Origin of the sequence: Enterobacter bugandensis (genome assembly GCF_900324475.1) — a bacterium.
In the GTDB taxonomy this organism is placed as follows: domain Bacteria; phylum Pseudomonadota; class Gammaproteobacteria; order Enterobacterales; family Enterobacteriaceae; genus Enterobacter; species Enterobacter bugandensis.
Map to the genome: position 1 here is coordinate 918,840 of NZ_LT992502.1, position 25,561 is coordinate 944,400.

Consider the following 25,561-nt stretch of genomic DNA (forward strand, 5'->3'; position numbering starts at 1 on the left):
ACATTGTTGCGGCTTTTTTTATACCTGCCGTTTACCTTAACTATGCTTATCTGATGTTTTTCAAGGAGGTAAACCATGAACATCATCGCCATCATGGGGCCACGCGGCGTCTTTTATAAAGACGAGCCCATCAAGGAGCTGGAGCAAGCTCTTAAAGCACGCGGATATCAGCTGATCTGGCCGCAAAACAGCGCCGATCTGCTGAAATTCATCGAACATAATCCGCGCATCTGTGGCGTGATATTCGACTGGGACGAATACGACATGGAGCTGTGCAGCGAGATCAACAGGCTGAATGAGTACCTTCCGCTCTACGCCTTTATCAACACTCACTCGACTATGGACGTCAGCGCGCACGATATGCGCATGGCGCTGTGGTTCTTCGAATACGCGCTCGGCGTGGCCGAGGACATTGCGACCCGCATTCAGCAGTACACCGGTGAATACCTTGATAACATCACGCCGCCGTTTACGCGCGCGCTGTTCACCTATGTGAAAGAGGGGAAATACACCTTCTGTACGCCGGGACACATGGCCGGAACGGCCTATCAAAAAAGCCCGGTGGGGTGCCTGTTCTACGATTTCTTCGGCGGCAACACCCTGAAAGCAGACGTGTCGATTTCAGTGACAGAACTGGGTTCTCTGCTGGATCACACCGGCCCGCATCTGGAAGCCGAAGAGTATATCGCCCGCACCTTTGGCGCCGAGCAGAGCTATATGGTGACCAACGGCACCTCGACCTCGAACAAAATCGTCGGGATGTACGCCGCGCCAACCGGAAGCACGTTGCTGATTGACCGTAACTGCCATAAATCGCTGGCGCACCTGCTGATGATGAGCGACGTCGTCCCGATCTGGCTGTCACCCACGCGTAACGCGCTCGGTATCCTCGGCGGCATTCCGCGCCGGGAGTTCACGCACCAGGCCATCGAAAGTAAGGTTGCGGCAATCCCCGACGCAAGCTGGCCTGTCCACGCGGTAATCACCAACTCCACTTATGACGGTCTGCTGTATAACACGAACTGGATCAAGCAGACGCTGGACGTACCGTCGATCCACTTCGATTCCGCGTGGGTGCCCTATACCAACTTCCACCCGATTTACTCGGGCAAAAGCGGGATGAGCGGCGAGCGCGTGCCGGGCAAGGTATTTTTCGAAACGCAGTCGACGCACAAAATGCTGGCCGCGTTTTCGCAGGCTTCGTTAATCCATATTAAAGGCGAGTACGACGAGGATACGTTTAACGAAGCCTTTATGATGCACACCACCACCTCACCGAGCTATCCGCTGGTGGCCTCTATCGAGACGGCGGCGGCGATGCTGCGCGGCAATCCGGGTAAACGCCTGATTAACCGCTCGGTGGAACGGGCGCTGCATTTCCGTAAAGAGGTCCAGCGGCTGAAGGATGAGGCCGACGGCTGGTTCTTCGATATCTGGCAGCCGGAAGAGATCGACGAGGCGGAGTGCTGGCCCGTCGCGCCGGGAGAGAGCTGGCACGGCTTCCGGGATGCTGATGCGGACCATATGTTCCTCGATCCGGTTAAGGTGACGATCCTGACGCCGGGGATGGACGAACAGGGCGTGATGGGCGAGGAGGGGATCCCCGCCGCGCTGGTGGCGAAGTTCCTTGACGAACGCGGCGTGGTGGTGGAGAAGACCGGTCCTTACAATCTGCTGTTCCTGTTCAGCATCGGGATCGATAAAACACGGGCGATGGGGTTGCTCCGCGGGCTGATGGAGTTCAAGCGCGCCTACGATCTCAACCTGCGGGTGAAGAACATGCTGCCAGATCTCTACGCGGAAGATCCTGACTTTTACCGCAACATGCGCATTCAGGATCTGGCCCAGGGGATCCACCGGCTGATCCGCCAGCACGATCTGCCGCGCCTGATGCTCCAGGCGTTTGACGTCCTGCCTGATATGAAGCTGACGCCGCACAAGGCCTGGCAGCGGCAGGTGAAAGGCGAAGTCGAAACCGTTGAACTGGAAAATCTGGTCGGGCGGGTATCGGCCAACATGATCCTGCCGTATCCGCCGGGCGTGCCGCTGCTGATGCCGGGTGAGATGATCACCGAGGAGAGCCGGGCGGTGCTCGATTTTCTGCTGATGCTCTGTTCGGTAGGACGTCACTATCCAGGCTTTGAAACGGATATCCACGGCGCGAAGCGCGATGAAAACGGCGTGTACTGGGTGCGAGTCCTAAAATAAAGGTGACCGCTTGCCAGGTGTGGGTTTTCGGTTGTAACGTTCAGGCATCATAAAAAGGAGAAGCTATGCTGGGTTTAAAAGCGGTTCACCATATTGCGATCATCGCCACCGATTACGCGAAAAGTAAGGCCTTCTACTGCGACATTCTTGGCTTTACGCTCATGAGCGAGGCCTACCGCGAGGAGCGTGACTCCTGGAAGGGCGATCTCGCGCTAAACGGGCAGTATGTGATTGAGCTGTTCTCTTTTCCTTTCCCGCCTTCGCGTCCATCCCGCCCGGAAGCCTGCGGCCTGCGTCATCTGGCTTTCAGCGTTGATGACCTTGATAGCGCAGTAAAACATCTGGAAGCCCACGGCGTGGCCTGTGAAGCGATTCGCGTCGATCCGTTTACCAACAAGCGGTTTACCTTTTTTAACGATCCGGACGGCCTGCCGCTGGAGCTTTACCAGCAGTAATGTTTGTCCTGTGTGATAATGCCCGCTCAGTTCGGGCATTTTTTATGTGTAATTTCCTATGACCTTACCCGCTATCGCACAAGCCGTTTCACCGTACCGCCAGCTGCTGGTGGGGTTTAGCGGTGGCCTGGATTCCACCGTGTTGCTGCATCGCCTTAAGCTCTGGCGCGACCGGGACCCTGGCGTCCAGCTTCGGGCTATACATATCCACCACGGACTAAGCCGTCATGCAGAGGATTGGGTGGCGCACTGTGAAGCCTTGTGTGAGGCGTGGGCTATCCCGCTCATCGTTGAGCGCGTCACGCTTGCTGATGAAGGATTGGGTATTGAGGCGCAGGCGCGTAAAGCCCGCTATACCGCTTTTGCAGGCGTATTGCTGCCCGGCGAAGCGCTGGTCACTGCGCAGCATCTGGACGATCAGTGCGAAACTTTTTTGCTGGCGCTTAAGCGTGGCAGCGGACCCGCGGGGCTTTCCGCCATGCCTGCACGTTCAGAGTTTGCCGGAACGCAATTATTGCGTCCGTTGCTTGGCGAGACACGCGCGTCGCTGGAAGCCTGGGCGCGGGAACATCAGCTGAGCTGGATCGAAGATGAGAGCAACCAGGACGACAGCTACGATCGTAACTTCCTGCGTCTGCGCGTCCTCCCGCTTTTAAGTGAGCGCTGGCCGCATTTCGCCGACGCGACGGCAAGAAGCGCCATGCTGTGTGCCGAACAGGAAAGCCTGCTGGATGAGTTACTCAGCGAGGAGCTGTCTGACCTCATTTCAGAAGACGGTGCGCTGGCAATTGCGCCTCTGGAGGCGATAAGCCCGGCGCGTCGGGCCGCGCTGTTACGTCGCTGGCTCGCCACTCATCATGCTGCGATGCCGTCGCGGGCAATGCTGAGCCGTATCTGGGACGAAGTCGCGCAGGCGCGGGAAGATGCTTCCCCCTGCGTACACCTGAGTGGATATGAGGTCAGACGCTATAAAGGCAAACTCTGGTGGGTAAAATACTCCCCCTCGCTGACCGATGTGGTGCTTCACTGGACCTCACCAGAGGCACCGCTGATATTGCCCCGGGACGCTGGGAGTGTCTCTCTGATGCCGACTGGCCATGTGCGTCTGCCAAAGCCCGGTGAACCCGTCAGCGTGCGCTTTAAGGCTGGCGGCTTGCTGCATATCGTCGGACGCAACGGGGGACGGAAGCTGAAAAAGATATGGCAGGAGTACAACGTGCCGCCGTGGCTGCGCGACACCACGCCGCTGCTGTTCTACGGTGAAACGCTGATTGCTGCTGCAGGGGTGTTCATCACGGAAGAGGGGTGGACAGAAGAGGGGGCCAGCTTCGAGTGGCGGAAAGCGTAACGGGCAGCCCGGCTGCCCGTTAATGTCATCAGGATTCGCTCACCACGACGGTGCCGATTTGCGGGTGGCTGAAGCTGGCTATTTTGTCCAGACGCAGCTCGCGCGTCGCACCGGCATCTTCCACGACCAGGTATTCCACATTCTTGCGTGAAAGCAGATCGCTGGCCTTCGCCTTCAACACTTCGCCATCTTTTAGCTCCAGCGTCAGTATTAAATGATGCTGGCAGGCGAGTTCGAGGTTGTCATAGTCATCACAATTGATGGGTTGATAAGTATCATTCATCGACATAATCGCTCACCAGTAAATTCGCCGCAGCATACGCTGCTTTTTCCCTGACCGACTCTGAAAGGCTCTCATCAGAGGCCACTTCATTAAGCACCTTCAATACACAGCCCAACGCGTCCGGGACATACCCCAGATCTCCGCTGGCGATTTCCGCATACCGTTTGCGAATTAACTCACAATAATTATTCACATCCCCTCCCGCCAGCGCACTGACTTACTGTGAGATATCATTAAGCCTACGAAGATAAACTCGGTTTAGCAAGGTGACTATACCATACTCATTTAAGCAATATCAGCGCCTTGATAGCGGTGTATTTATTACTCGGTAACAGCCTTTTGCCTCCGTTTTCGCTACAATGTGCGGCTGATTCGAATGGAGTTCTCTCATGGCGCTGAAAGCGACAATTTATAAAGCAGTGGTCAACGTGGCCGATCTTGATCGCAACCAGTTTCTGGACGCGTCGCTTACGCTGGCACGCCACCCCTCCGAAACACAGGAGCGTATGATGCTGCGCCTGCTGGCGTGGATTAAGTATGCTGATGAACGTCTGCAGTTTACCCGTGGGTTGAGCGCGGAAGACGAGCCTGAAGCCTGGCTGCGCAACGACCATCTGGGGATCGATTTATGGATTGAACTCGGTCTGCCGGACGAGCGCAGAATTAAAAAGGCGTGTACTCAGTCTGCGGAAGTGGCGTTATTCGCCTATAACCAGCGCGCGGCGGAGATTTGGTGGCAGCAAAATAAGAATAAATGCGCGCAGTTTAAAAATCTCGCCGTCTGGTATCTGGATGATGAACAGCTGGCGCAGCTGAGCGAGTTCGCCAGCCGGACGATGGCGCTGCAGGCAACGATTCAGGACGGAGCCATCTGGCTTTCTGATTCTCAGAATAATCTGGAAATTCATCTGGCAGCCTGGCAGCCTGCGCCATGATCGTCTTGTCCCGAAGCGTCAGTATCCCTGATAGCGAGCTGGAGATCGCCGCCATCCGTGCTCAGGGCGCGGGCGGGCAGCACGTCAACAAGGCGTCGACGGCTATCCATTTGCGTTTTGACATTCGGGCATCAAGCCTGCCAGAGTATTATAAAGAAAGCCTGCTTGCCGCCAGCCATCATCTGATTACCAGCGATGGCGTGATTGTGATCAAAGCCCAGGAGTACCGCAGCCAGGAATTAAACCGGGAAGCGGCGCTAGCCAGGCTGGTGGCGGTCATCAAAGAGTTAACGGCAGTACAAAAAAGCCGCCGGGCAACGCGGCCAACCCGCGCATCGAAAGAGCGTCGGCTGTCCTCGAAAGCCCAAAAATCCACAGTGAAAGCATTACGCGGTAAAGTTCGTCGCCCGATGGAGTGACGAAAGGGAACACAATTTTCATAAGGAATTCATTGTGAAAAAAGCATTATTTTCAGCGCTGGCAGTGAGTACACTGTTTGCGCTTTTCGGGTGTAACAACCGTTCTGAAACGCAGGTTTTGCAGCCAGCGCAGAATGAAGAGTTAAAGCCAATGCAGCAGAGCTGGCGCGGCGTATTGCCTTGCGCGGACTGCGAAGGCATTGAAACGTCACTGTTCCTGCAAAAAGACGGTACCTGGGTGATGAACCAGCGCTACCAGGGCGCGAAAGAACCCTCTTCATTTGCCACCTACGGGACATGGGCGCGTACGGCGGAGAAGCTGGTCCTGACGGATACCTCCGGTGACAAAACCTGGTTCCGCCCTAAAGGTGAGAACATGGAAATGCTCGACCGGGAAGGCAATCCGATTGAATCCCAGCTCAACTACACGCTGACGCCGGTGAAAGCGGCGCTGCCAGCCACGCCAATGGCGATGCGGGGGATGTATTTCTATATGGCGGATGCGGCGATCTTTACTGACTGCGCTACCGGTAAGAAAGTCAGCGTGGCAAACAATGCGCAGCTTGAACGTGATTACGCCGTGGCGCGCGGCAATGACAGCAAGCCGGTATTGCTGACGGTTGATGGCCACTTTACGCTCGAGCCAAACCCGGATAGCGGGGAGATGGTGAAAACGCTGGTGGCAGATAAAGACGCGAAGTTTGTCGCGGGTAAAGACTGTAACAGTAAATAAATTGACGTTGAGCCATTAAAAAACCCCGCCAGAGCGGGGTTTTTTGTTTAGCCTTTGATGGCTTTCACCAGGTAATCAAGAATATCGCCGGTCTTGATCATCTGTTTTTCGCCGCTGCGACGGTATTTGTATTCAATCTCATCGCTGTCGAGGTTACGGTCGCCGATGACGACGGTGTGCGGGATACCGATCAGTTCCATATCGGCAAACATCACGCCCGGACGCTCTTTACGGTCATCCATCAGCACTTCGATACCCTGAGCGCGCAGCTCGGCGTACAGCTTCTCGGCCAGCTCCTGCACGCGGTAAGACTTGTGCATGTTCATTGGCAGAATGGCCACCTGGAACGGCGCGATATTGTCCGGCCAGACGATGCCGCGCTCGTCGTAGTTCTGCTCGATGGCCGCAGCCACCACGCGCGTTACCCCTATACCGTAGCAGCCCATGGTCAGGATCTGGTTACGGCCATCTTCACCCTGAACGGCGGCGTTCAGCGCACGAGAGTATTTATCACCCAGCTGGAAGATGTGGCCCACTTCGATACCGCGCTTGATCATCAGCGTACCCTGGCCGTCCGGGCTTGGATCGCCTGCAACCACGTTACGGATGTCTGCCACTTCTGGCGTCGCTACGTCGCGATCCCAGTTGATGCCGAAGTAATGTTTACCGTCGATGTTAGCACCCGCGGAGAAGTCGCTCATTGCAGCAACCGTGCGGTCAATAACGACAGGAACCGGCATATTCACCGGACCGAGAGAGCCTGGGCCTGCATTCACGACGGCGCGGATTTCCGCTTCCGTGGCGAACGTCAGCGGGCTGGCGACCTGCGGCAGCTTTTCGGCTTTCACTTCGTTCAGTTCATGATCGCCACGCACCAGCAGGGCAACCAGCGGGTAAGCGCTGCCTTCGGTGGATTTCACCAGCAGCGTTTTCACGGTTTTTTCGACTGGCAGACTGAACTGCTCAACCAGCTCGGCGATGGTTTTCGCGTTTGGCGTATCAACCAGCGTCATCTCTTGCGTTGCCGCGCCGCGAGGTTCTTTTGGTGCCAGCGCTTCTGCAAATTCGATGTTCGCCGCGTAGTCTGAAGAGTCAGAGAAGATCACATCGTCTTCACCGCTCTGCGCCAGAACCTGGAACTCATGGGATGCGCTACCGCCGATGGAGCCGGTATCAGCCTGCACAGCGCGGAAATCCAGACCCATGCGGGAGAAGATTTTGCTGTAAGCCTCGTACATTTTGTCGTAGGTCTCTTGCAGCGATTCTTGTGACGTATGGAAAGAGTAGGCATCTTTCATCAGGAATTCGCGAGAGCGCATCACGCCGAAACGTGGGCGCACTTCGTCACGGAACTTGGTCTGGATCTGGAAGAAGTTCAGCGGCAGCTGTTTGTAAGAGCTCAGCTCGTTACGAATCAGATCGGTAATGACTTCTTCATGCGTTGGACCGAGAACGAACGGACGCTCGCCGCGATCGACGAAGCGCAGCAGTTCTGGGCCATATTGCTCCCAACGACCGCTCTCCTGCCACAGGTCAGCGGGCTGAACCACGGGCATGGACACCTCGATAGCACCGGCGTTGTTCATCTCTTCACGCACGATGTTTTCGACTTTTTTCAGGACGCGCACGCCGGTCGGCAGCCAGGTGTATAACCCGGAGGCCAGCTTGCGGATCATCCCGGCGCGCAGCATCAGCTGATGGCTGATTACTTCGGCGTCGGCAGGTGTCTCCTTCAGAGTGGAGAGCAGATATTGGCTAGTACGCATGTTGTTACGGTTCCATTTCGACGATTGGAACAGGCTGAAACGCCAGCCTGACACAAAAAAAGTGGTTTAGTTTACCAGTGTGGCAAAGATGCCAAAAGAGAGGAGAACAAAATTACCTGGGTTCAAGGGCAAACACTTCGAAACCTGCCCCAGTGACGCGCCAGCGCACGTTAAAATCCAGCAGCCAGACGGCGTACGTCTTTCCTGCTTCCTCTTCTTTACGGTAGGCCGGACGGGGGTCCTGTGCCAGAACTTCAGTGATGAAATGCCGTAAGCGAGGATAGCGTTTCTCCAGCTGACTCAGCTGTAAGGCTATCTCAGGCGTAAACGAGACTGGCATATCCGCCTGCGGTGCGTCCTGAGCGTAGCTTGCACGCGCATTCGGGAGGGATTCGGCGAAAGGCAAATAGGGTTTAATGTCGATAACTGGCGTGCCGTCAACCAGGTCCAGGCTGCCCAGCTCAAGGATGACCTGATCCTTCTGGCAACGTATGCCTTTCAGTTCAACCAGCGACATCCCGATCGGATTGGGGCGGAAGGTCGAACGAGTCGCAAACACGCCCATTCTCGCATTTCCGCCCAGGCGCGGGGGACGCACGGTGGGACGCCAGCCGCCTTCCATTGTCTGGTGAAAAACAAATACCACCCATAAGTGACTGAAAGACTCGAGCCCGCGTACCGCATCGGCCTGGTTATAAGGTGCCTGAAGATGAAGCTCGCCGCTGCCGCTGGTGACCAGACCGGGCTGGCGGGGCACGGCGAACTTCTCTTTATACGGAGAGTGGATAACGCCTATTTGCTCAAACTGAAATGCACTCATTTCGCCGTAATGTTCAGCGCAGAACCGATGCAAACCGCCTGACGGTAGCAGCCCGGCGTGCCGCTGGTGACTTCGCAGCTGTGCAGCAGCACCGCGTTAGCTTTCATTTTTGCGGCGTTAATCTGCATGCGTTTACGCGCAGTCGGGATATTCGGTGGAGAGTCCTGATTGGTTGCCTGACAGGATTCACCGCTCACTTCACCCAGTTCACGGAACGGTTTGCCGACCAGTTCGTCAGCCTTGGTGATAATGCGAACCGGCGCAGGGCGAACCACTTTCGGTTTTGCAGGCTCTGTTTTTGGCGGGGTTGCCGTGCTTTGAACGGGTTCAACAGGAGATCTGCTTAGCATAGAACAGCCGCTCAGCATGAGTGCTAAAAGACAGATCGGTAAAGCACGCATAATAATTCCTCAATGGATAATCAAAACGTCAGATATTGAATCAGGTGACTGCACAAATGACAAGACGGGCATAAGCCCGTCCTGATGATATTACACTGAGGTGAGATTACCAGCCTTTAACAGCGCCGCCGTTAAACACTTTGTTGGCTTCCTGGTAAACTTCGTCTGACTGATAGGCCTGGACGAACTTCTTCACGTTTTCCGCGTCTTTGTTATCTTCGCGAGTCACGATCAGGTTAACGTACGGAGAGTCTTTATCTTCAACGAAGATACCGTCTTTCGCTGGCGTCAGGCCAATCTGGCTGGCGTAAGTGGTGTTGATAACGGCCAGGGCGATCTGCGCATCGTCCAGAGAACGCGGCAGCTGCGGTGCTTCCAGTTCAACAATTTTCAGATTTTTCGGGTTCTCGGTGACATCCAGAACGGTTGGCAGCAGGCCAACGCCGTCTTTCAGTTTGATCAGGCCCACTTTCTGCAGCAGCAGCAGGGAGCGTCCGAGGTTGGTTGGATCGTTAGGCACGGCTACCTGAGAACCCGGCTGCAGTTCGTCCAGCGATTTAATTTTCTTGGAGTAGCCTGCAATCGGGTAGACGAAGGTGTTACCCACGCCAACCAGCTTATAGCCGCGATCTTTGATCTGCTGATCCAGGTATGGCTTATGCTGGAAGGCGTTGGCGTCGATATCGCCTTTGCTCAGCGCTTCGTTCGGCAGAACGTAATCGTTGAAGGTTACGAGCTCAACGTCCAGACCGTATTTTTCTTTCGCCACTTTCTGAGCAACTTCAGCAACCTGCTGTTCTGCACCTACGATAACGCCCACTTTAATATGGTTTGGATCTTTTTCGTCCTGACCGCAACCCACCAGTGCCAGAGATCCAATCAGCGCGCCTACTGCTGCAAAGGTCTTTAATTTAAACGCCATGTTTTATCCTTAACTCGTCGAGTTTGTGTTGTGTGTAACGTTATTTGTGAGTAACAGCCCGGACGATGCGATCGCCAGAGAACTGGATTAAGTAAACCAGAACAACCAGCAATACCAGAACGGTGTTCATCACGGTAGCGTTATATCCAATATAGCCGTACTGATAACCAATCTGTCCTAAACCGCCAGCGCCAACTGCACCGCCCATCGCGGAATACCCTACCAGAGTAATAAGCGTAATCGTTGCCGCGTTCACCAGGCCCGGCAGTGCTTCAGGCAGCAGAACCTTGCGGACGATCTGCATAGGAGTTGCCCCCATTGCACGAGAAGCTTCAATCAAACCGGTTGGGATCTCCAGCAGGGCGTTCTCCACCATACGGGCGATAAACGGCGCAGCGCCTACGGTCAGCGGAACGATAGCCGCCTGCAGACCAATCGATGTGCCGACGATCACGCGGGTAAACGGAATCATCCACACCAGCAGAATAATAAACGGGATGGAACGGAAGATATTCACCAGCGCGGAGAGCGTACGGTAGAGCTTTGCGTTCTCAATGATTTGACCCGGACGCGTCACGTACAGCAGTACGCCTACCGGCAGGCCAATCACAAAACCAAAGAAACCCGATACAAAGGTCATTGCCAGCGTTTCCCAAACGCCGCGAACCAGTAGCCACATCATCGGCTCAGACATAACCCAGTACCTCTACTTTTACATGATGTTCTTGCAGCCAGGCGATTGCGGCCTGGGTTTCTTCTTGAGTGCCGTGCATTTCCGTCAGCATGATGCCGAACTTCACGCCACCGGCGTAATCCATCTGCGCGCTGATGATGTTGTTGTTCACGTTAAAGCGACGCGCGGTTTCGGAAAGCAGAGGGGCATCAACGGACTGACCGGTGAATTCCATACGCAACATCGGGACGCTGTCCGCCGTTGCCTCGGTTTTCAAACGCTCCAGATAATCTTCTGGAATATCCAGATGCAGCGTGGACTGAATAAACTGCTGCGCCAGCGGCGTTTTCGGATGGGAAAATACTTCGCTTACCGTGTCCTGCTCGATCAGTTCACCGTTGCTAATGACCGCCACGCAGTCGCAGATGCGTTTCACCACGTCCATCTCGTGCGTAATAAGGAGGATCGTCAGGCCCAGGCGACGGTTAATGTCCTTCAGCAGTTCCAGAATAGAACGCGTGGTGGCCGGATCCAGTGCGCTGGTAGCTTCGTCGCACAGCAGTACTTTTGGGTTGCTGGCCAGCGCGCGGGCAATAGCAACACGCTGCTTCTGCCCACCGGACAGATTTGCCGGGTAGCTATCATGCTTATCACCCAGACCCACGAGGTCGAGCAGTTCGGTAACGCGACGCTTCACTTCTTCTTTCGGCGTGTTATCCAGCTCCAGCGGTAAGGCGACGTTGCCGAACACCGTGCGGGAAGCCAGCAGGTTAAAGTGCTGGAAGATCATGCCAATTTGACGGCGCGCTTTGGTGAGTTCTTTTTCTGAAAGGGCGGTAAGTTCCTGACCGCCAACTTCTACGCTGCCCTGGGTTGGGCGCTCAAGCAGGTTAACACAACGGATCAGCGTGCTTTTACCCGCACCCGATGCGCCAATGACGCCATAAATTTGACCAGCAGGAACATGCAGGCTGACGTTGTTCAGCGCCTGAATGGTTCGGTTCCCCTGCTGGAACACTTTGGTGATATTGGAAAGTTTAATCATTAGATTATTTTTATCGTATGTAAGTTAGCCGTGGCATTTTCTTCTGCCAGATACGGGTGATGACCGTAAACAAAACGGATGTTAAGGCATCCAGACGTCTAAATCAATCCAACTCTGTACGATGAGCACTTTATTGCGCTGCGATTCATGAGATACTAGCTCAACAGGCCTTTTTCAGGAGCAAACCGGTGGCAAAATCAGTACCCGCAATTTTTCTCGACCGTGATGGCACTATTAATGTGGATCACGGTTATGTGCATGAGATCGATGAATTCGAATTTATCGACGGCGTTATAGAGGCAATGCGCCAGCTAAAAGAGATGGGCTATGCGCTGGTGGTCGTAACGAACCAGTCCGGCATCGCGCGTGGTAAGTTCACCGAAGCGCAGTTTGAGACGCTGACGGAGTGGATGGACTGGTCGCTGGCCGATCGCGGGGTCGATCTTGATGGCATTTACTACTGCCCGCACCACCCGCAGGGAACGGTAGAAGAATATCGTCAGACCTGTGACTGCCGTAAACCGCATCCGGGCATGTTTAACTCTGCGCAGGAGTTCTTGCACATTGATATGGCTGCTTCTTATATGGTGGGCGATAAGCTGGAAGATATGCAGGCGGCCGCAGCGGCGGGAGTGGGTACCAAAATATTAGTGCGTACCGGTAAGCCCGTAACACCAGAAGCAGAAAGTGCAGCGGATTGGGTGATTAATAGTCTGGCAGAGCTGCCAAAAGAGATAAAAAAGCATCAGAAATAGCCTTTTTGGCGAAAAGGTGAGCGGTCGAAATAAAAATGCATATTTCCGCTTGTCATTCCTCGGCAGCTCCCTATAATGCGCCTCCATCGACACGGCGGATGTGAATCACTTCACAGTTAACCCGGTCGGTTGAAGAGAAAAAAATCCTGAAATAACGGGTTGACTCTGAAAGAGGAAAGCGTAATATACGCCACCTCGCAACGATGAGCGAAAGCCGCGTTGCACTGCTCTTTAACAATTTATCAGACAATCTGTGTGGGCACTCAAAGTGACATGGATTCTTAACGTCCTCGGACGAAAAATGAATACCAAGTCTCTGAGTGAACATACGTAATTCATTACGAAGTTTAATTCACGAGCATCAAACTTAAATTGAAGAGTTTGATCATGGCTCAGATTGAACGCTGGCGGCAGGCCTAACACATGCAAGTCGAACGGTAGCACAGAGAGCTTGCTCTCGGGTGACGAGTGGCGGACGGGTGAGTAATGTCTGGGAAACTGCCTGATGGAGGGGGATAACTACTGGAAACGGTAGCTAATACCGCATAACGTCGCAAGACCAAAGAGGGGGACCTTCGGGCCTCTTGCCATCAGATGTGCCCAGATGGGATTAGCTAGTAGGTGGGGTAACGGCTCACCTAGGCGACGATCCCTAGCTGGTCTGAGAGGATGACCAGCCACACTGGAACTGAGACACGGTCCAGACTCCTACGGGAGGCAGCAGTGGGGAATATTGCACAATGGGCGCAAGCCTGATGCAGCCATGCCGCGTGTATGAAGAAGGCCTTCGGGTTGTAAAGTACTTTCAGCGGGGAGGAAGGCGGTGAGGTTAATAACCTCATCGATTGACGTTACCCGCAGAAGAAGCACCGGCTAACTCCGTGCCAGCAGCCGCGGTAATACGGAGGGTGCAAGCGTTAATCGGAATTACTGGGCGTAAAGCGCACGCAGGCGGTCTGTCAAGTCGGATGTGAAATCCCCGGGCTCAACCTGGGAACTGCATTCGAAACTGGCAGGCTAGAGTCTTGTAGAGGGGGGTAGAATTCCAGGTGTAGCGGTGAAATGCGTAGAGATCTGGAGGAATACCGGTGGCGAAGGCGGCCCCCTGGACAAAGACTGACGCTCAGGTGCGAAAGCGTGGGGAGCAAACAGGATTAGATACCCTGGTAGTCCACGCCGTAAACGATGTCGACTTGGAGGTTGTGCCCTTGAGGCGTGGCTTCCGGAGCTAACGCGTTAAGTCGACCGCCTGGGGAGTACGGCCGCAAGGTTAAAACTCAAATGAATTGACGGGGGCCCGCACAAGCGGTGGAGCATGTGGTTTAATTCGATGCAACGCGAAGAACCTTACCTACTCTTGACATCCAGAGAACTTAGCAGAGATGCTTTGGTGCCTTCGGGAACTCTGAGACAGGTGCTGCATGGCTGTCGTCAGCTCGTGTTGTGAAATGTTGGGTTAAGTCCCGCAACGAGCGCAACCCTTATCCTTTGTTGCCAGCGGTTAGGCCGGGAACTCAAAGGAGACTGCCAGTGATAAACTGGAGGAAGGTGGGGATGACGTCAAGTCATCATGGCCCTTACGAGTAGGGCTACACACGTGCTACAATGGCGCATACAAAGAGAAGCGACCTCGCGAGAGCAAGCGGACCTCATAAAGTGCGTCGTAGTCCGGATTGGAGTCTGCAACTCGACTCCATGAAGTCGGAATCGCTAGTAATCGTGGATCAGAATGCCACGGTGAATACGTTCCCGGGCCTTGTACACACCGCCCGTCACACCATGGGAGTGGGTTGCAAAAGAAGTAGGTAGCTTAACCTTCGGGAGGGCGCTTACCACTTTGTGATTCATGACTGGGGTGAAGTCGTAACAAGGTAACCGTAGGGGAACCTGCGGTTGGATCACCTCCTTACCTTAAAGAACCTGCCTTTGTAGTGTCCACACAGATTGTCTGATGAAAAACAGCAGTAAAAACCTCTACAGGCTTGTAGCTCAGGTGGTTAGAGCGCACCCCTGATAAGGGTGAGGTCGGTGGTTCAAGTCCACTCAGGCCTACCAAATTTGCGAAGCAAATTTGAAGAGGTTGGCAAAACGATGGGGCTATAGCTCAGCTGGGAGAGCGCCTGCTTTGCACGCAGGAGGTCTGCGGTTCGATCCCGCATAGCTCCACCATCTTTTACTGCGAACACAAGAAAACTTCAGAGTGAACCTGAAAAGGTGCACTGCGAAGTTTTGCTCTTTAAAAATCTGGAACAAGCTGAAAATTGAAACGACACATCTTTAATGGTGTGTTCGAGTCTCTCAAATTTTCGCAAGTCGATGATGAATCGAAAGAAACATCTTCGGGTTGTGAGGTTAAGCGACTAAGCGTACACGGTGGATGCCCTGGCAGTCAGAGGCGATGAAGGACGTGCTAATCTGCGAAAAGCGACGGCGAGGTGATATGAACCCCTGACCCGTCGATGTCCGAATGGGGAAACCCAGTGTGATCCGTCACACTATCGTTAACTGAATACATAGGTTAACGAGGCGAACCGGGGGAACTGAAACATCTAAGTACCCCGAGGAAAAGAAATCAACCGAGATTCCCCCAGTAGCGGCGAGCGAACGGGGAGCAGCCCGGAGTCTGAATCAGCTTGTGTGTTAGTGGAAGCGTCTGGAAAGTCGCACGGTACAGGGTGACAGTCCCGTACACGAAAATGCACAGGTTGTGAACTCGAAGAGTAGGGCGGGACACGTGGTATCCTGTCTGAATATGGGGGGACCATCCTCCAAGGCTAAATACTCCTGACTGACCGATAGTGAACCAGTACCGTGAGGGAAAGGCGAAAAGAACCCCGGCGAGGGGAGTGAAAAAGAACCTGAAACCGTGTACGTACAAGCAGTGGGAGCACCTTCGTGGTGTGACTGCGTACCTTTTGTATAATGGGTCAGCGACTTATATTCTGTAGCAAGGTTAACCGTATAGGGGAGCCGAAGGGAAACCGAGTCTTAACTGGGCGTTAAGTTGCAGGGTATAGACCCGAAACCCGGTGATCTAGCCATGGGCAGGTTGAAGGTTGGGTAACACTAACTGGAGGACCGAACCGACTAATGTTGAAAAATTAGCGGATGACCTGTGGCTGGGGGTGAAAGGCCAATCAAACCGGGAGATAGCTGGTTCTCCCCGAAAGCTATTTAGGTAGCGCCTCGTGAACTCATCTTAGGGGGTAGAGCACTGTTTCGGCTAGGGGGCCATCCCGGCTTACCAACCCGATGCAAACTACGAATACCGAAGAATGTTATCACGGGAGACACACGGCGGGTGCTAACGTCCGTCGTGAAGAGGGAAACAACCCAGACCGCCAGCTAAGGTCCCAAAGTCATGGTTAAGTGGGAAACGATGTGGGAAGGCACAGACAGCCAGGATGTTGGCTTAGAAGCAGCCATCATTTAAAGAAAGCGTAATAGCTCACTGGTCGAGTCGGCCTGCGCGGAAGATGTAACGGGGCTAAACCATGCACCGAAGCTGCGGCAGCGACACTTAGGTGTTGTTGGGTAGGGGAGCGTTCTGTAAGCCGTCGAAGGTGTGCTGTGAGGCATGCTGGAGGTATCAGAAGTGCGAATGCTGACATAAGTAACGATAAAGCGGGTGAAAAGCCCGCTCGCCGGAAGACCAAGGGTTCCTGTCCAACGTTAATCGGGGCAGGGTGAGTCGACCCCTAAGGCGAGGCCGAAAGGCGTAGTCGATGGGAAACAGGTTAATATTCCTGTACTTGGTGTTACTGCGAAGGGGGGACGGAGAAGGCTATGTCAGCCGGGCGACGGTTGTCCCGGTTTAAGCGTGTAGGTGTGTGTTCCAGGCAAATCCGGTTCACTTTAACACTGAGGCGTGATGACGAGGCACTACGGTGCTGAAGTGATAAATGCCCTGCTTCCAGGAAAAGCCTCTAAGCATCAGGTAACACGAAATCGTACCCCAAACCGACACAGGTGGTCAGGTAGAGAATACCAAGGCGCTTGAGAGAACTCGGGTGAAGGAACTAGGCAAAATGGTGCCGTAACTTCGGGAGAAGGCACGCTGATATGTAGGTGAAGTCCCTGCGGACGGAGCTGAAATCAGTCGAAGATACCAGCTGGCTGCAACTGTTTATTAAAAACACAGCACTGTGCAAACACGAAAGTGGACGTATACGGTGTGACGCCTGCCCGGTGCCGGAAGGTTAATTGATGGGGTTAGCGGCAACGCGAAGCTCTTGATCGAAGCCCCGGTAAACGGCGGCCGTAACTATAACGGTCCTAAGGTAGCGAAATTCCTTGTCGGGTAAGTTCCGACCTGCACGAATGGCGTAATGATGGCCAGGCTGTCTCCACCCGAGACTCAGTGAAATTGAACTCGCTGTGAAGATGCAGTGTACCCGCGGCAAGACGGAAAGACCCCGTGAACCTTTACTATAGCTTGACACTGAACACTGGTCCTTGATGTGTAGGATAGGTGGGAGGCTTTGAAGCGTGGACGCCAGTCTGCGTGGAGCCGTCCTTGAAATACCACCCTTTAATGGCTGGTGTTCTAACGTGGACCCGTGATCCGGGTTGCGGACAGTGTCTGGTGGGTAGTTTGACTGGGGCGGTCTCCTCCCAAAGAGTAACGGAGGAGCACGAAGGTTAGCTAATCCTGGTCGGACATCAGGAGGTTAGTGCAATGGCATAAGCTAGCTTGACTGCGAGAGTGACGGCTCGAGCAGGTGCGAAAGCAGGTCATAGTGATCCGGTGGTTCTGAATGGAAGGGCCATCGCTCAACGGATAAAAGGTACTCCGGGGATAACAGGCTGATACCGCCCAAGAGTTCATATCGACGGCGGTGTTTGGCACCTCGATGTCGGCTCATCACATCCTGGGGCTGAAGTAGGTCCCAAGGGTATGGCTGTTCGCCATTTAAAGTGGTACGCGAGCTGGGTTTAGAACGTCGTGAGACAGTTCGGTCCCTATCTGCCGTGGGCGCTGGAGAATTGAGGGGGGCTGCTCCTAGTACGAGAGGACCGGAGTGGACGCATCACTGGTGTTCGGGTTGTCATGCCAATGGCACTGCCCGGTAGCTAAATGCGGAAGAGATAAGTGCTGAAAGCATCTAAGCACGAAACTTGCCCCGAGATGAGTTCTCCCTGAGACTATAAGTCTCCTGAAGGAACGTTGAAGACGACGACGTTGATAGGCCGGGTGTGTAAGCGCAGCGATGCGTTGAGCTAACCGGTACTAATGAACCGTGAGGCTTAACCTTACAACGCCGAAGCTGTTTTGGCGGTGAGAGAGACGATTTTCAGCCTGATACAGATTAACAGAATTTGCCTGGCGGCTTTAGCGCGGTGGTCCCACCTGACCCCATGCCGAACTCAGAAGTGAAACGCCGTAGCGCCGATGGTAGTGTGGGGTCTCCCCATGTGAGAGTAGGGAACTGCCAGGCATCAAATTAAGTAGTAAGCCGGTGCATTAATCCGGTGGTTACAAGCAGTCTTCGGTGGAGCGGTAGTTCAGTCGGTTAGAATACCTGCCTGTCACGCAGGGGGTCGCGGGTTCGAGTCCCGTCCGTTCCGCCACTTATTAAAAGCCCTGAGTTAACGCTCAGGGCTTTTTTCATATCTGACGATTAATTATTGCGAAATTAGCAAAAATCCTCTGCGTTTTACGATCTTTTTCTCTATAACACCGCCAGCGATAATCGTCCTCAGTTAACGAACATAACGATTGAGGAATATTATGACTCTCCCTGCATTTGGTCTGGGCACTTTCCGCCTGAAAGACGACGTAGTTATCGCATCAGTTAAAACCGCTCTTGAACTTGGCTATCGCGCAATTGATACGGCACAGATCTATGAAAACGAAGCTGCTCGTTGGACAGGCTCTTGAAGAGAGCGGTGTACCGCGTAATGAACTGTTCATCACCACCAAAATCTGGATCGAAAACCTCAGCAAAGACAAGCTCATTCCAAGCCTGAAAGAGAGCCTGAAGAAACTGCGTACCGACTATGTCGATCTGACGCTGATCCACTGGCCGTCACCGAACGATGCCGTTTCTGTGGAAGAGTTCATGCAGGCGCTGTTGGAAGCGAAAAAGCAGGGCCTGACCCGTGAAATTGGTATTTCCAACTTCACCATCCCGCTGATGGAAAAGGCGATTGCCGCTGTTGGCGCTGAGAATATTGCGACCAACCAGATCGAGCTGTCTCCATACCTGCAAAACCGCAAAGTCGTGGACTGGGCAAAACAGCACGGGATCCATATTACCTCTTACATGACGCTGGCCTACGGTAAGGCTTTGAAAGACGAGGTAATTATCCGTATCGCAGAGAAACATAACGCGACTGCTGCGCAGGTTATTCTGGCATGGGCAATGGGTGAAGGCTATGCCGTGATCCCATCATCAACCAAGCGCGAAAACCTGGCCAGCAACCTGCTAGCGCTGGATCTTCATCTGGATGACGATGATAAAAAAGCGATCGCAGCACTGGAGTGCAACGACCGCCTGGTGAGCCCGGAAGGTTTAGCCCCTGACTGGGATTAATAAGACCCTCCCTCTGTAACCCGAACCCTCACACAGCTCCTCCGGGAGCTGTTTTTATATGCTCGCTCAGGAAGTCGATAAAGGCGCGTATGCGCGTGCTTACCGCTCTGTCGCTGTAATACACCGCGCTGAAAGGCATCTCTACCGGCAAACGTTTATCGGCCATTAGCTCTACCAGTTCACCCCGCGCTATCTCTTTATCAATCATATAGTCTGACAAGCAGGCGATCCCATTCCCTTCCAGGCAAAGCTGCTTCAGCGTTTCTCCGCTGTTAGACGATAACCCGCAGGTAATTTCATGAAGCTGGCCATCATGACAGGCAACAGGCCAGGTGTTCAGCGACACCGGCTCCGTAAAGCCCAGGCACAGATGCTGCTTCAGTTCTTCAACCGTCTCCGGTTTACCATGTTCAGCAATATACTGTGGCGACGCGATAATTTTACGGTAGCTGGCAAACAGCGGGCGGGCCCGCAGGCTGGAATCCGTCAGGGTTCCCGCCCGAATAGCCACATCCACTTTCCGCTCGATAAGGTTAATAAACGTCTCGGACGAGACCAGAGAGAGCGTCATCTCCGGATAGCGTTCACGGAAAGGTTTGATTAACGGCATCAGAAAATGAAGCACAACCGGCGTGGCAGCATCAATGCGCAGCAACCCGCGCGGCGTGCTGCGGGTTTCCATAATCTCCGTCTCCGCTGCGGCCATCTCCTGCAGCACCGACTGCACGCGGCGGAAATAACGTTCCCCTTCTTCCGTCAGACTGAGCTGCCGCGTCGTTCGGTTGAGCAGACTCACCCCGAGCTTCATCTCCAGCTTTTTCACCGAACGGCTAATGGCCGAGTTAGCCTGTCCCAGCTGCTCGGCTGCGCGGCTAAAGCTGCCGCTTTCGACGACGGCGACAAAGATTGTCAGCTCTTCAGACGTAGCTTTCATTGTTGCACCACCTGCAAAATTCTATTGATATTTTGACCATTTTTGTTATTTAAGCACTGGCGCATACTGCCTGTCATCTTAATCCTGATGATACGGAGTATTTTATGCCACTGGCGCTACTTGCCCTGACGATCAGTGCCTTTGCAATTGGCACGACCGAATTTGTTATCGTGGGACTGGTTCCCACCATCGCTAACCAGCTTGCCATCTCGCTGCCCTCAGCCGGGTTACTGGTGTCCATCTACGCCCTGGGCGTTGCCGTCGGCGCGCCGGTGCTGACGGCCCTGACCGGACGTTTTCCGCGTAAGCAGCTGTTAGTCGCGCTGATGGTGCTGTTTACCGCCGGGAACGTTCTGGCCTGGCAGGCACCGGACTACACCACGCTGGTGATTGCCCGCCTGCTGACCGGTCTGGCACACGGCGTGTTCTTCTCGATTGGTTCCACCATTGCAACCAGCCTGGTCCCCAAAGAGAAAGCGGCTTCAGCGATCGCGATCATGTTCGGTGGGTTGACCGTCGCACTGGTCACAGGCGTACCGTTGGGAACGTTTATCGGACAGCATTTCGGCTGGCGTGAAACGTTTCTGGCCGTCTCCTTACTGGGCGTTATCGCTCTGGTGACTAGCCTGCTGCTGGTACCATCGAATATTCCAGGCCGGGCGAGCGCCAGCCTGCGCGATCAGCTGAAAGTGCTTACCCATCCGCGTTTGCTTATCATCTATGCGGTTACGGCTCTGGGCTATGGCGGCGTATTCACTGCCTTCACCTTCCTGGCACCGATGATGCAGGACCTGGCGGGCTTCTCCCCGAATGCCGTGAGCTGGATTTTGCTGGGATACGGTATTTCTGTGGCCATTGGCAATATCTGGGGCGGTAAGCTTGCGGATAAGCATGGTGCGGTACCGGCGCTGAAATTTATCTTCGCCGCCCTGGTGGTTCTGCTGATGATTTTCCAGTTCACGGCTTCAATGCAATACGCCGCGCTGGTCACGGTACTGGTGATGGGGATCTTCGCCTTCGGTAATGTGCCAGGGCTTCAGGTTTACGTTGTCCAGAAAGCCGAGCTCTATACGCCGAATGCGGTGGATGTGGCATCCGGTCTGAATATTGCCGCTTTTAATATTGGTATCGCGCTGGGCTCCATTATTGGCGGACAAACCGTCGAACACTTCGGATTAACCCAGACCCCATGGATTGGCGCGGTGATTGTCCTGGTCGCCTTCCTGCTGATTGGCCTGAGTGGACGCCTCGATAAGCCAGCCCGCGTAGCGCTGGGATAACATCAGTAAGTGCTTGCTTACAAAACTGGAAAGCGGTTTCTCAGAAATTGCGTTGAAAGTGTGACCTAAAGTCCCTATAACATTAGAACCAGTCCGTTTTCAGGGCTGGTTCATGTTACAGGGGCTGTTTCCAAAAGTGCGAAAAAATACCTATGCCATGCGTTATGTTGCCGGAATGCCCGCGGAGAGGATCTTACCTCCGGGGTCGTTTGCGAGCATAAGCCAGGCATTACCCGCCGGCACACCGTTAAGCAGCGATGATAAAATCCGGGTTCTGGTCTGGAACATCTTCAAGCAGCAGCGCGCGGAGTGGTTATCGGTACTCAAAAATTTTGGAAAAGATGCCCACCTGGTTCTGCTCCAGGAGGCGCAAACTACCCCTGAACTGGTACGGTTTGCCACCACGAATTACCTTGCCGCCGACCAGGTGCCGGCATTTGTTCTGCCGCAGCATCCCTCTGGCGTAATGACGCTTTCTGCTGCCCATCCGGTCTACTGTTGCCCGCTCCGCGAGCGCGAACCTATCCTGCGTCTGGCGAAATCAGCGCTGGTGACGGTCTATCCGCTGCCGGATACCCGTATGCTGATGGTCGTCAATATCCACGCGGTAAACTTTAGCCTCGGCGTGGATGTGTATAGTAAGCAGTTACTTCCTATTGGCGATCAGATTGCGCATCACAGCGGGCCCATCATCATGGCCGGCGATTTTAATGCCTGGAGCCGTCCGCGCATGAATGCGCTGTATCGCTTTGCGCGCGAAATGTCGCTGCGTGAAGTTCGCTTCAGTGATGATCAGCGTAAAAAAGCTTTTGGTCGTCCTCTCGACTTTGTCTTCTATCGCGGTTTGAGCGTGCACGACGCCTCCGTTCTGGTGACGCGCGCTTCGGATCACAACCCTCTACTCGTTGAATTCAGTCCCGGCAAACCTGATAAATAATGGTGTGTCAGGTCTGCCGTGGGGCAGGCCGCGCGGGTGCTGCCCTTTTATTTTTAACCAACAAAGGACAGTACGATGACAACAACACACTCCCATCATGACAACGTAGAAAAACAGTTTGGTTCTCAGGCAAGTGCTTATCTGAGCAGCGCCGTGCATGCTTCAGGTCGCGATCTGGTGCGTCTCGGTGAACGTCTGGCGGCATTCCCGCAGGCGCACGTGCTGGACCTGGGATGTGGGGCAGGGCACGCCAGCTTTACGGCTGCGCAGCAGGTAGCCCACGTTACCGCATATGATTTATCGAGCCAGATGCTGGACGTCGTTGCTGAGGCGGCGAAAGCGAAAGGGCTGAAAAATATAGATACGCGGCAGGGCTATGCGGAGTCTTTACCGTTTGATGACGCGTCGTTTGATGTCGCGATCAGCCGGTATTCCGCACACCACTGGCATGACGTCGGCCAGGCATTGCGGGAAGTCAGACGTGTTCTGAAGCCGGGGGGCTCCTTCATCATTATGGACGTGATGTCTCCCGGACATCCGGTGCGTAATATCTGGCTGCAGACGGTCGAAGCGCTGCGCGACACCTCGCACGTGCAAAACTACGCCAGCGGGGAGTGGTTATCGTTTATCACTGAAGCCGGGCTGATTGCGCGCTCGTTAATAACAGACCGTTTACCGCTGGAGTTCAGCTCCTGGATAGCCCGTATGCGTACCCCGGAGGCGTTAAGCCAGGCGATTAGGCTTTACCAGGAGAGTGCGTCCGCAGAGGTGAAGGCGTACTTTGAACTGCAGGCGGATGGCTCATTTACGAGCGATACCATCATGGCTGAAGCGCAAAAAGCGGGATAAACAAAAAAGGCACCGAGGGGAATCGGTGCCTTTTTATCTTTCGATCGTGTTATCAGGAGTCTGGCGTGGCGCTGTTCTTCACAAACAGCGTCAGCTGGTCGCCCGGTTTCAGATTGTCAGTATCATTATTCCAGCGCATCACATCTTTGATGTTCACGCCGTGTCGTTTTGCGATACTGGACAGTGAATCGCCTTTGCGCACGCGATAGGTGATGCTATCGCTGTTGCTGGCGAGACGCTGTGCGCTGCTACCTGCACCCACGGTCAGTGTCTGACCCACCTTCAGCCCAGAGCTGCGCAGATTATTCCACTGCTGCAGATCTTTCGCCGTCACGCCAAGACGTGAGGCAATGCCTGAAAGGGTATCCCCTGAACGCACCTTATAGCTGCGGCTGCTAACGGATGAAGCATCGGCGATCAGCGTTGACTGAACGGCGGCAATTTCACCCGATGCTAAAGACTCACGTAACTGCGCCGCATGTTTCTGCGGAACCATCACATACTGCGGGCCGCTTGCCCCCAGCGTCGAGCCTTTGACGCCTGCATTAAAGGTTTTCAATTTACTTACCGACATACCCGTCATATCAGCAACTTGTTGAATATCAACCGGATTGCTGAGGCGCACGCGCGCCAGTGCACGACTTTCGTCTGGTGTTGGCAGTTGTACACCGTAACGCTTGCTGTTCTTGAGAATATCGCTCAAGGCCAGCATCTTCGGTACGTAAATCTTCGTTTCCTGTGGCAGTGAGAGCGACCAAAAATCGGTGGATTTACCCCGTGCTTTATTCGCTTTCATTGCCTTCAGTACACGACCTTCGCCACTGTTATACGCTGCGACCGTTAACAGCCAGTCGCCGTCAAACATCTTGTTCAGACGTTGCATCATGTCGAGAGCGGCTGTCGTTGAAGCGACAACATCGCGACGCGCATCATAGTTGCGGGTCTGTTTCAGACCATAGTTTCGCCCGGTGCTCGGAATGATCTGCCAAATGCCTGCGGCATTGGCGCCAGACGTCGCGTGTGGGTCAAAAGCGCTCTCCACTATGGGTAGGAGTACCAGCTCCATAGGCATGTTACGTTTTTTAACTTGCCCGGCTATCCAGTACATATACGGCTCTGCCCGTAACGTTACATCGTGGAGATAGCTCTTATTTCTTAAATACTTCTGTTTCTGTTCGCGAATCCGGCTGTTTTCCGGAATTCCCATCTTTAGCTCGTCGCCAATAGAGGTCCACAAGTCTTGCTCCTGCGCGAAAGATGTCCCATCGTCCATCCAGCGCGCCGAACTTGTAAACTTCCCTGCTTCCCCTTGACCAGCTGCAGAAAGGCTCTGTGCGTGCTGTTGTACGTTGCTGCCGTTCTGCGACTGGCAACCTACAAGCAGGACAGAGGCGAGTAATATCGCTTTTGCCTTCATGTGTGTGTCAATAGTTGCTTAAAAGACGAGCGATGATAACGGCGAAATTTTGAAAAGGCAACCCGCATTTATCTGAAGTTATCTTTCTTTGACCTTAACCATGCAAATCGCTGTTCAGGTTGTTGCAAATTTGTTTCTTGGTTAATTTTATTAATTAAATCAATATCATCTGTTCGTAAAAATAAATTAATCTGGCGCTCATTTTTCAGAATTACGGGCAGTGTATTTTGGTTTTTTGCACGTAACTCCTTCACTTTGTGATAATAATCCTGAATCGCCCGATCCTCAGGTAAGAGGCTTGCAGCAAACTTCATATTTCCTAATGTATACTCATGGGCGCAACAAATAAGGGTGTCATCCGGTAACGCACTAATCTTTTGTAAAGACTGATACATCTGTTCCGGCGTGCCTTCAAACAGTCTTCCGCAGCCGCCAGAGAACAAGGTGTCGCCACAAAAAAGATAAGGTTTGCTGTAGAAACACAGATGTCCCAAAGTGTGACCCGGTGTAGCAAATACGGAAAACTCCCACTCGTGGATGAGGATATTTTCGCCTTCTTCGACTACTTGCGTCGTTCCCTTATTTTGTGCCTCAGCCGGTCCGTACACCACAAGATGCGGAAATTGGGCGCGCAGTTCCTGCACGCCGCCAGTATGATCGTTATGATGATGCGTCAACAGAATGGCGTCAGGCTGCCAGCCGTTATCATTTATGGCGCGCAGTACAGGGGCGGATTCGCCGGGATCGACAATGACGCATCGACGATCGTCATCGACCAAAACCCAGATGTAATTGTCCTCAAAAGCGGGAATACTGATAAGATTCATACATTACCTCTTATAGCG

At 53.9% G+C, this 25,561-nt stretch carries 21 protein-coding genes, 3 tRNA genes, 3 rRNA genes and 1 pseudogene; 17 read left to right on the top strand and 11 right to left on the bottom strand.

Features of this window, described 5'->3' with window-relative positions:
* Window positions 1-75: 75 nt before the first annotated feature.
* From DG357_RS04400 to tilS, 3 genes are all read left to right on the top strand, one after another.
* Entirely contained in the window at window positions 76-2,208 is a 2,133-nt protein-coding gene (locus DG357_RS04400) for a lysine decarboxylase LdcC (RefSeq protein WP_088204396.1), read from the top strand.
* A gap of 65 nt (window positions 2,209-2,273) precedes the next feature.
* The gene (locus tag DG357_RS04405) at window positions 2,274-2,663 is read left to right on the top strand and encodes a VOC family protein (protein ID WP_088204397.1); all 390 of its coding nucleotides are present in this window, start codon (window positions 2,274-2,276) and stop codon (window positions 2,661-2,663) included.
* A 58-nt stretch (window positions 2,664-2,721) separates the two neighbouring features.
* The gene (gene tilS / locus DG357_RS04410) at window positions 2,722-4,011 is read left to right on the top strand and encodes a tRNA lysidine(34) synthetase TilS (protein ID WP_088204398.1); all 1,290 of its coding nucleotides are present in this window, start codon (window positions 2,722-2,724) and stop codon (window positions 4,009-4,011) included.
* Between the two features lie 28 nt (window positions 4,012-4,039).
* Here tilS and rof read toward each other — a convergent pair whose 3' ends face one another.
* Window positions 4,040-4,300, bottom strand: coding sequence for a Rho-binding antiterminator (gene rof, locus DG357_RS04415; RefSeq protein WP_028015593.1), 261 nt, complete (start codon window positions 4,298-4,300; stop codon window positions 4,040-4,042).
* On the bottom strand, window positions 4,287-4,487 hold the full coding sequence (locus DG357_RS04420) for a YaeP family protein (RefSeq protein WP_008501889.1): 201 nt from the start codon (window positions 4,485-4,487) through the stop codon (window positions 4,287-4,289). Before DG357_RS04420 ends, rof begins: the two co-directional genes overlap by 14 nt.
* Window positions 4,488-4,683: 196 nt before the next feature.
* Here DG357_RS04420 and DG357_RS04425 point away from each other — a divergent pair, with 196 nt between their 5' ends.
* Genes DG357_RS04425 through nlpE form a run of 3 tightly spaced genes read left to right on the top strand, consistent with a single transcriptional unit; the run spans window position 4,684 to window position 6,381 of the window.
* Window positions 4,684-5,229, top strand: coding sequence for a YaeQ family protein (locus DG357_RS04425; RefSeq protein ID WP_049000573.1), 546 nt, complete (start codon window positions 4,684-4,686; stop codon window positions 5,227-5,229).
* On the top strand, window positions 5,226-5,648 hold the full coding sequence (gene arfB, locus DG357_RS04430; protein ID WP_028015595.1) for an alternative ribosome rescue aminoacyl-tRNA hydrolase ArfB: 423 nt from the start codon (window positions 5,226-5,228) through the stop codon (window positions 5,646-5,648). The genes DG357_RS04425 and arfB overlap by 4 nt, the downstream gene beginning before the upstream one ends.
* A 34-nt stretch (window positions 5,649-5,682) precedes the next feature.
* A complete protein-coding gene (gene nlpE, locus DG357_RS04435) occupies window positions 5,683-6,381 on the top strand; it encodes an envelope stress response activation lipoprotein NlpE (protein ID WP_048960338.1) in 699 nt (232 codons plus the stop codon).
* A 47-nt stretch (window positions 6,382-6,428) separates the two neighbouring features.
* Here nlpE and proS read toward each other — a convergent pair whose 3' ends face one another.
* From proS to metN, 6 genes are all read right to left on the bottom strand, one after another.
* Window positions 6,429-8,147, bottom strand: coding sequence for a proline--tRNA ligase (proS, locus tag DG357_RS04440; protein ID WP_028015597.1), 1,719 nt, complete (start codon window positions 8,145-8,147; stop codon window positions 6,429-6,431).
* Window positions 8,148-8,259: 112 nt separating this feature from the next.
* Window positions 8,260-8,967 (bottom strand): tRNA (N6-threonylcarbamoyladenosine(37)-N6)-methyltransferase TrmO, encoded by a 708-nt coding sequence (tsaA, locus tag DG357_RS04445; RefSeq protein ID WP_041911179.1) that lies wholly within the window; start codon window positions 8,965-8,967, stop codon window positions 8,260-8,262.
* Complete coding sequence (rcsF, locus tag DG357_RS04450; RefSeq protein ID WP_008501883.1) at window positions 8,964-9,368, bottom strand: Rcs stress response system protein RcsF; 405 nt, start codon at window positions 9,366-9,368, stop codon at window positions 8,964-8,966. The genes tsaA and rcsF overlap by 4 nt, the downstream gene beginning before the upstream one ends.
* 106 nt (window positions 9,369-9,474) lie before the next feature.
* Window positions 9,475-10,290 (bottom strand): methionine ABC transporter substrate-binding lipoprotein MetQ, encoded by an 816-nt coding sequence (gene metQ, locus DG357_RS04455; protein WP_014168729.1) that lies wholly within the window; start codon window positions 10,288-10,290, stop codon window positions 9,475-9,477.
* Window positions 10,291-10,330: 40 nt separating this feature from the next.
* The gene (locus tag DG357_RS04460) at window positions 10,331-10,984 is read right to left on the bottom strand and encodes a methionine ABC transporter permease MetI (RefSeq protein ID WP_003856130.1); all 654 of its coding nucleotides are present in this window, start codon (window positions 10,982-10,984) and stop codon (window positions 10,331-10,333) included.
* Window positions 10,977-12,008 carry a methionine ABC transporter ATP-binding protein MetN gene (gene metN, locus DG357_RS04465; protein ID WP_028015600.1) on the bottom strand — a complete coding sequence of 344 codons (1,032 nt, stop codon included), beginning with the start codon at window positions 12,006-12,008 and terminating at the stop codon, window positions 10,977-10,979. Before metN ends, DG357_RS04460 begins: the two co-directional genes overlap by 8 nt.
* 188 nt (window positions 12,009-12,196) lie before the next feature.
* Between metN and gmhB the strand changes: the two genes are divergently transcribed.
* From gmhB to dkgB, 8 genes and pseudogenes are all read left to right on the top strand, one after another.
* Window positions 12,197-12,763 (top strand): D-glycero-beta-D-manno-heptose 1,7-bisphosphate 7-phosphatase, encoded by a 567-nt coding sequence (gene gmhB, locus DG357_RS04470; RefSeq protein WP_028015601.1) that lies wholly within the window; start codon window positions 12,197-12,199, stop codon window positions 12,761-12,763.
* Window positions 12,764-13,132: 369 nt separating this feature from the next.
* A 16S ribosomal RNA gene (locus tag DG357_RS04480) occupies window positions 13,133-14,672 on the top strand.
* A 69-nt stretch (window positions 14,673-14,741) separates the two neighbouring features.
* Window positions 14,742-14,818 (top strand) — tRNA-Ile (locus DG357_RS04485).
* Between the two features lie 38 nt (window positions 14,819-14,856).
* A tRNA-Ala gene (locus DG357_RS04490) sits at window positions 14,857-14,932 on the top strand.
* Window positions 14,933-15,113: 181 nt separating this feature from the next.
* Window positions 15,114-18,018 (top strand): 23S ribosomal RNA (locus DG357_RS04495).
* A gap of 67 nt (window positions 18,019-18,085) precedes the next feature.
* Window positions 18,086-18,201, top strand: a 5S ribosomal RNA gene (rrf, locus tag DG357_RS04500).
* The 16S, 23S and 5S rRNA genes sit together here with 3 tRNA genes alongside, the layout of an rRNA operon.
* Window positions 18,202-18,257: 56 nt before the next feature.
* Window positions 18,258-18,334 (top strand) — tRNA-Asp (locus DG357_RS04505).
* A 160-nt stretch (window positions 18,335-18,494) separates the two neighbouring features.
* Window positions 18,495-19,299: pseudogene (gene dkgB / locus DG357_RS04510) on the top strand (2,5-didehydrogluconate reductase DkgB).
* Between the two features lie 28 nt (window positions 19,300-19,327).
* Here the strand turns inward: dkgB and yafC are convergent.
* On the bottom strand, window positions 19,328-20,233 hold the full coding sequence (gene yafC / locus DG357_RS04515; RefSeq protein WP_028015603.1) for a DNA-binding transcriptional regulator YafC: 906 nt from the start codon (window positions 20,231-20,233) through the stop codon (window positions 19,328-19,330).
* Between the two features lie 104 nt (window positions 20,234-20,337).
* On the opposite strand from yafC, the gene DG357_RS04520 reads away from it, so the two are divergent.
* From DG357_RS04520 to DG357_RS04530, 3 genes are all read left to right on the top strand, one after another.
* Complete coding sequence (locus DG357_RS04520) at window positions 20,338-21,513, top strand: MFS transporter (RefSeq protein WP_028015604.1); 1,176 nt, start codon at window positions 20,338-20,340, stop codon at window positions 21,511-21,513.
* A gap of 136 nt (window positions 21,514-21,649) precedes the next feature.
* On the top strand, window positions 21,650-22,450 hold the full coding sequence (locus DG357_RS04525) for an endonuclease/exonuclease/phosphatase family protein (RefSeq protein WP_028015605.1): 801 nt from the start codon (window positions 21,650-21,652) through the stop codon (window positions 22,448-22,450).
* 75 nt (window positions 22,451-22,525) lie between these two features.
* Window positions 22,526-23,299 (top strand): class I SAM-dependent methyltransferase, encoded by a 774-nt coding sequence (locus DG357_RS04530; RefSeq protein ID WP_088205277.1) that lies wholly within the window; start codon window positions 22,526-22,528, stop codon window positions 23,297-23,299.
* Between the two features lie 52 nt (window positions 23,300-23,351).
* Here DG357_RS04530 and mltD read toward each other — a convergent pair whose 3' ends face one another.
* Window positions 23,352-24,716 carry a murein transglycosylase D gene (gene mltD, locus DG357_RS04535; protein WP_028015607.1) on the bottom strand — a complete coding sequence of 455 codons (1,365 nt, stop codon included), beginning with the start codon at window positions 24,714-24,716 and terminating at the stop codon, window positions 23,352-23,354.
* A 68-nt stretch (window positions 24,717-24,784) separates the two neighbouring features.
* Window positions 24,785-25,543, bottom strand: a complete 759-nt coding sequence (gloB, locus tag DG357_RS04540) for a hydroxyacylglutathione hydrolase (RefSeq protein ID WP_049137417.1) — start codon at window positions 25,541-25,543, stop codon at window positions 24,785-24,787.
* Between the last annotated feature and the right edge of the window lie 18 nt (window positions 25,544-25,561).

What these genes read in the sequence shown, in the direction of transcription:
- DG357_RS04400 (WP_088204396.1), top strand. Translation starts at nt 76, where the DNA reads ATGAACATCATCGCCATCATGGGGCCACGCGGCGTCTTTTATAAAGAC.
- DG357_RS04405 (WP_088204397.1), top strand. Translation starts at nt 2,274, where the DNA reads ATGCTGGGTTTAAAAGCGGTTCACCATATTGCGATCATCGCCACCGAT.
- tilS (WP_088204398.1), top strand. Translation starts at nt 2,722, where the DNA reads ATGACCTTACCCGCTATCGCACAAGCCGTTTCACCGTACCGCCAGCTG.
- rof (WP_028015593.1), bottom strand. Translation starts at nt 4,300, where the DNA reads ATGTCGATGAATGATACTTATCAACCCATCAATTGTGATGACTATGAC.
- DG357_RS04425 (WP_049000573.1), top strand. Translation starts at nt 4,684, where the DNA reads ATGGCGCTGAAAGCGACAATTTATAAAGCAGTGGTCAACGTGGCCGAT.
- arfB (WP_028015595.1), top strand. Translation starts at nt 5,226, where the DNA reads ATGATCGTCTTGTCCCGAAGCGTCAGTATCCCTGATAGCGAGCTGGAG.
- proS (WP_028015597.1), bottom strand. Translation starts at nt 8,147, where the DNA reads ATGCGTACTAGCCAATATCTGCTCTCCACTCTGAAGGAGACACCTGCC.
- tsaA (WP_041911179.1), bottom strand. Translation starts at nt 8,967, where the DNA reads ATGAGTGCATTTCAGTTTGAGCAAATAGGCGTTATCCACTCTCCGTAT.
- rcsF (WP_008501883.1), bottom strand. Translation starts at nt 9,368, where the DNA reads ATGCGTGCTTTACCGATCTGTCTTTTAGCACTCATGCTGAGCGGCTGT.
- metQ (WP_014168729.1), bottom strand. Translation starts at nt 10,290, where the DNA reads ATGGCGTTTAAATTAAAGACCTTTGCAGCAGTAGGCGCGCTGATTGGA.
- DG357_RS04460 (WP_003856130.1), bottom strand. Translation starts at nt 10,984, where the DNA reads ATGTCTGAGCCGATGATGTGGCTACTGGTTCGCGGCGTTTGGGAAACG.
- metN (WP_028015600.1), bottom strand. Translation starts at nt 12,008, where the DNA reads ATGATTAAACTTTCCAATATCACCAAAGTGTTCCAGCAGGGGAACCGA.
- yafC (WP_028015603.1), bottom strand. Translation starts at nt 20,233, where the DNA reads ATGAAAGCTACGTCTGAAGAGCTGACAATCTTTGTCGCCGTCGTCGAA.
- DG357_RS04520 (WP_028015604.1), top strand. Translation starts at nt 20,338, where the DNA reads ATGCCACTGGCGCTACTTGCCCTGACGATCAGTGCCTTTGCAATTGGC.
- DG357_RS04530 (WP_088205277.1), top strand. Translation starts at nt 22,526, where the DNA reads ATGACAACAACACACTCCCATCATGACAACGTAGAAAAACAGTTTGGT.
- mltD (WP_028015607.1), bottom strand. Translation starts at nt 24,716, where the DNA reads ATGAAGGCAAAAGCGATATTACTCGCCTCTGTCCTGCTTGTAGGTTGC.
- gloB (WP_049137417.1), bottom strand. Translation starts at nt 25,543, where the DNA reads ATGAATCTTATCAGTATTCCCGCTTTTGAGGACAATTACATCTGGGTT.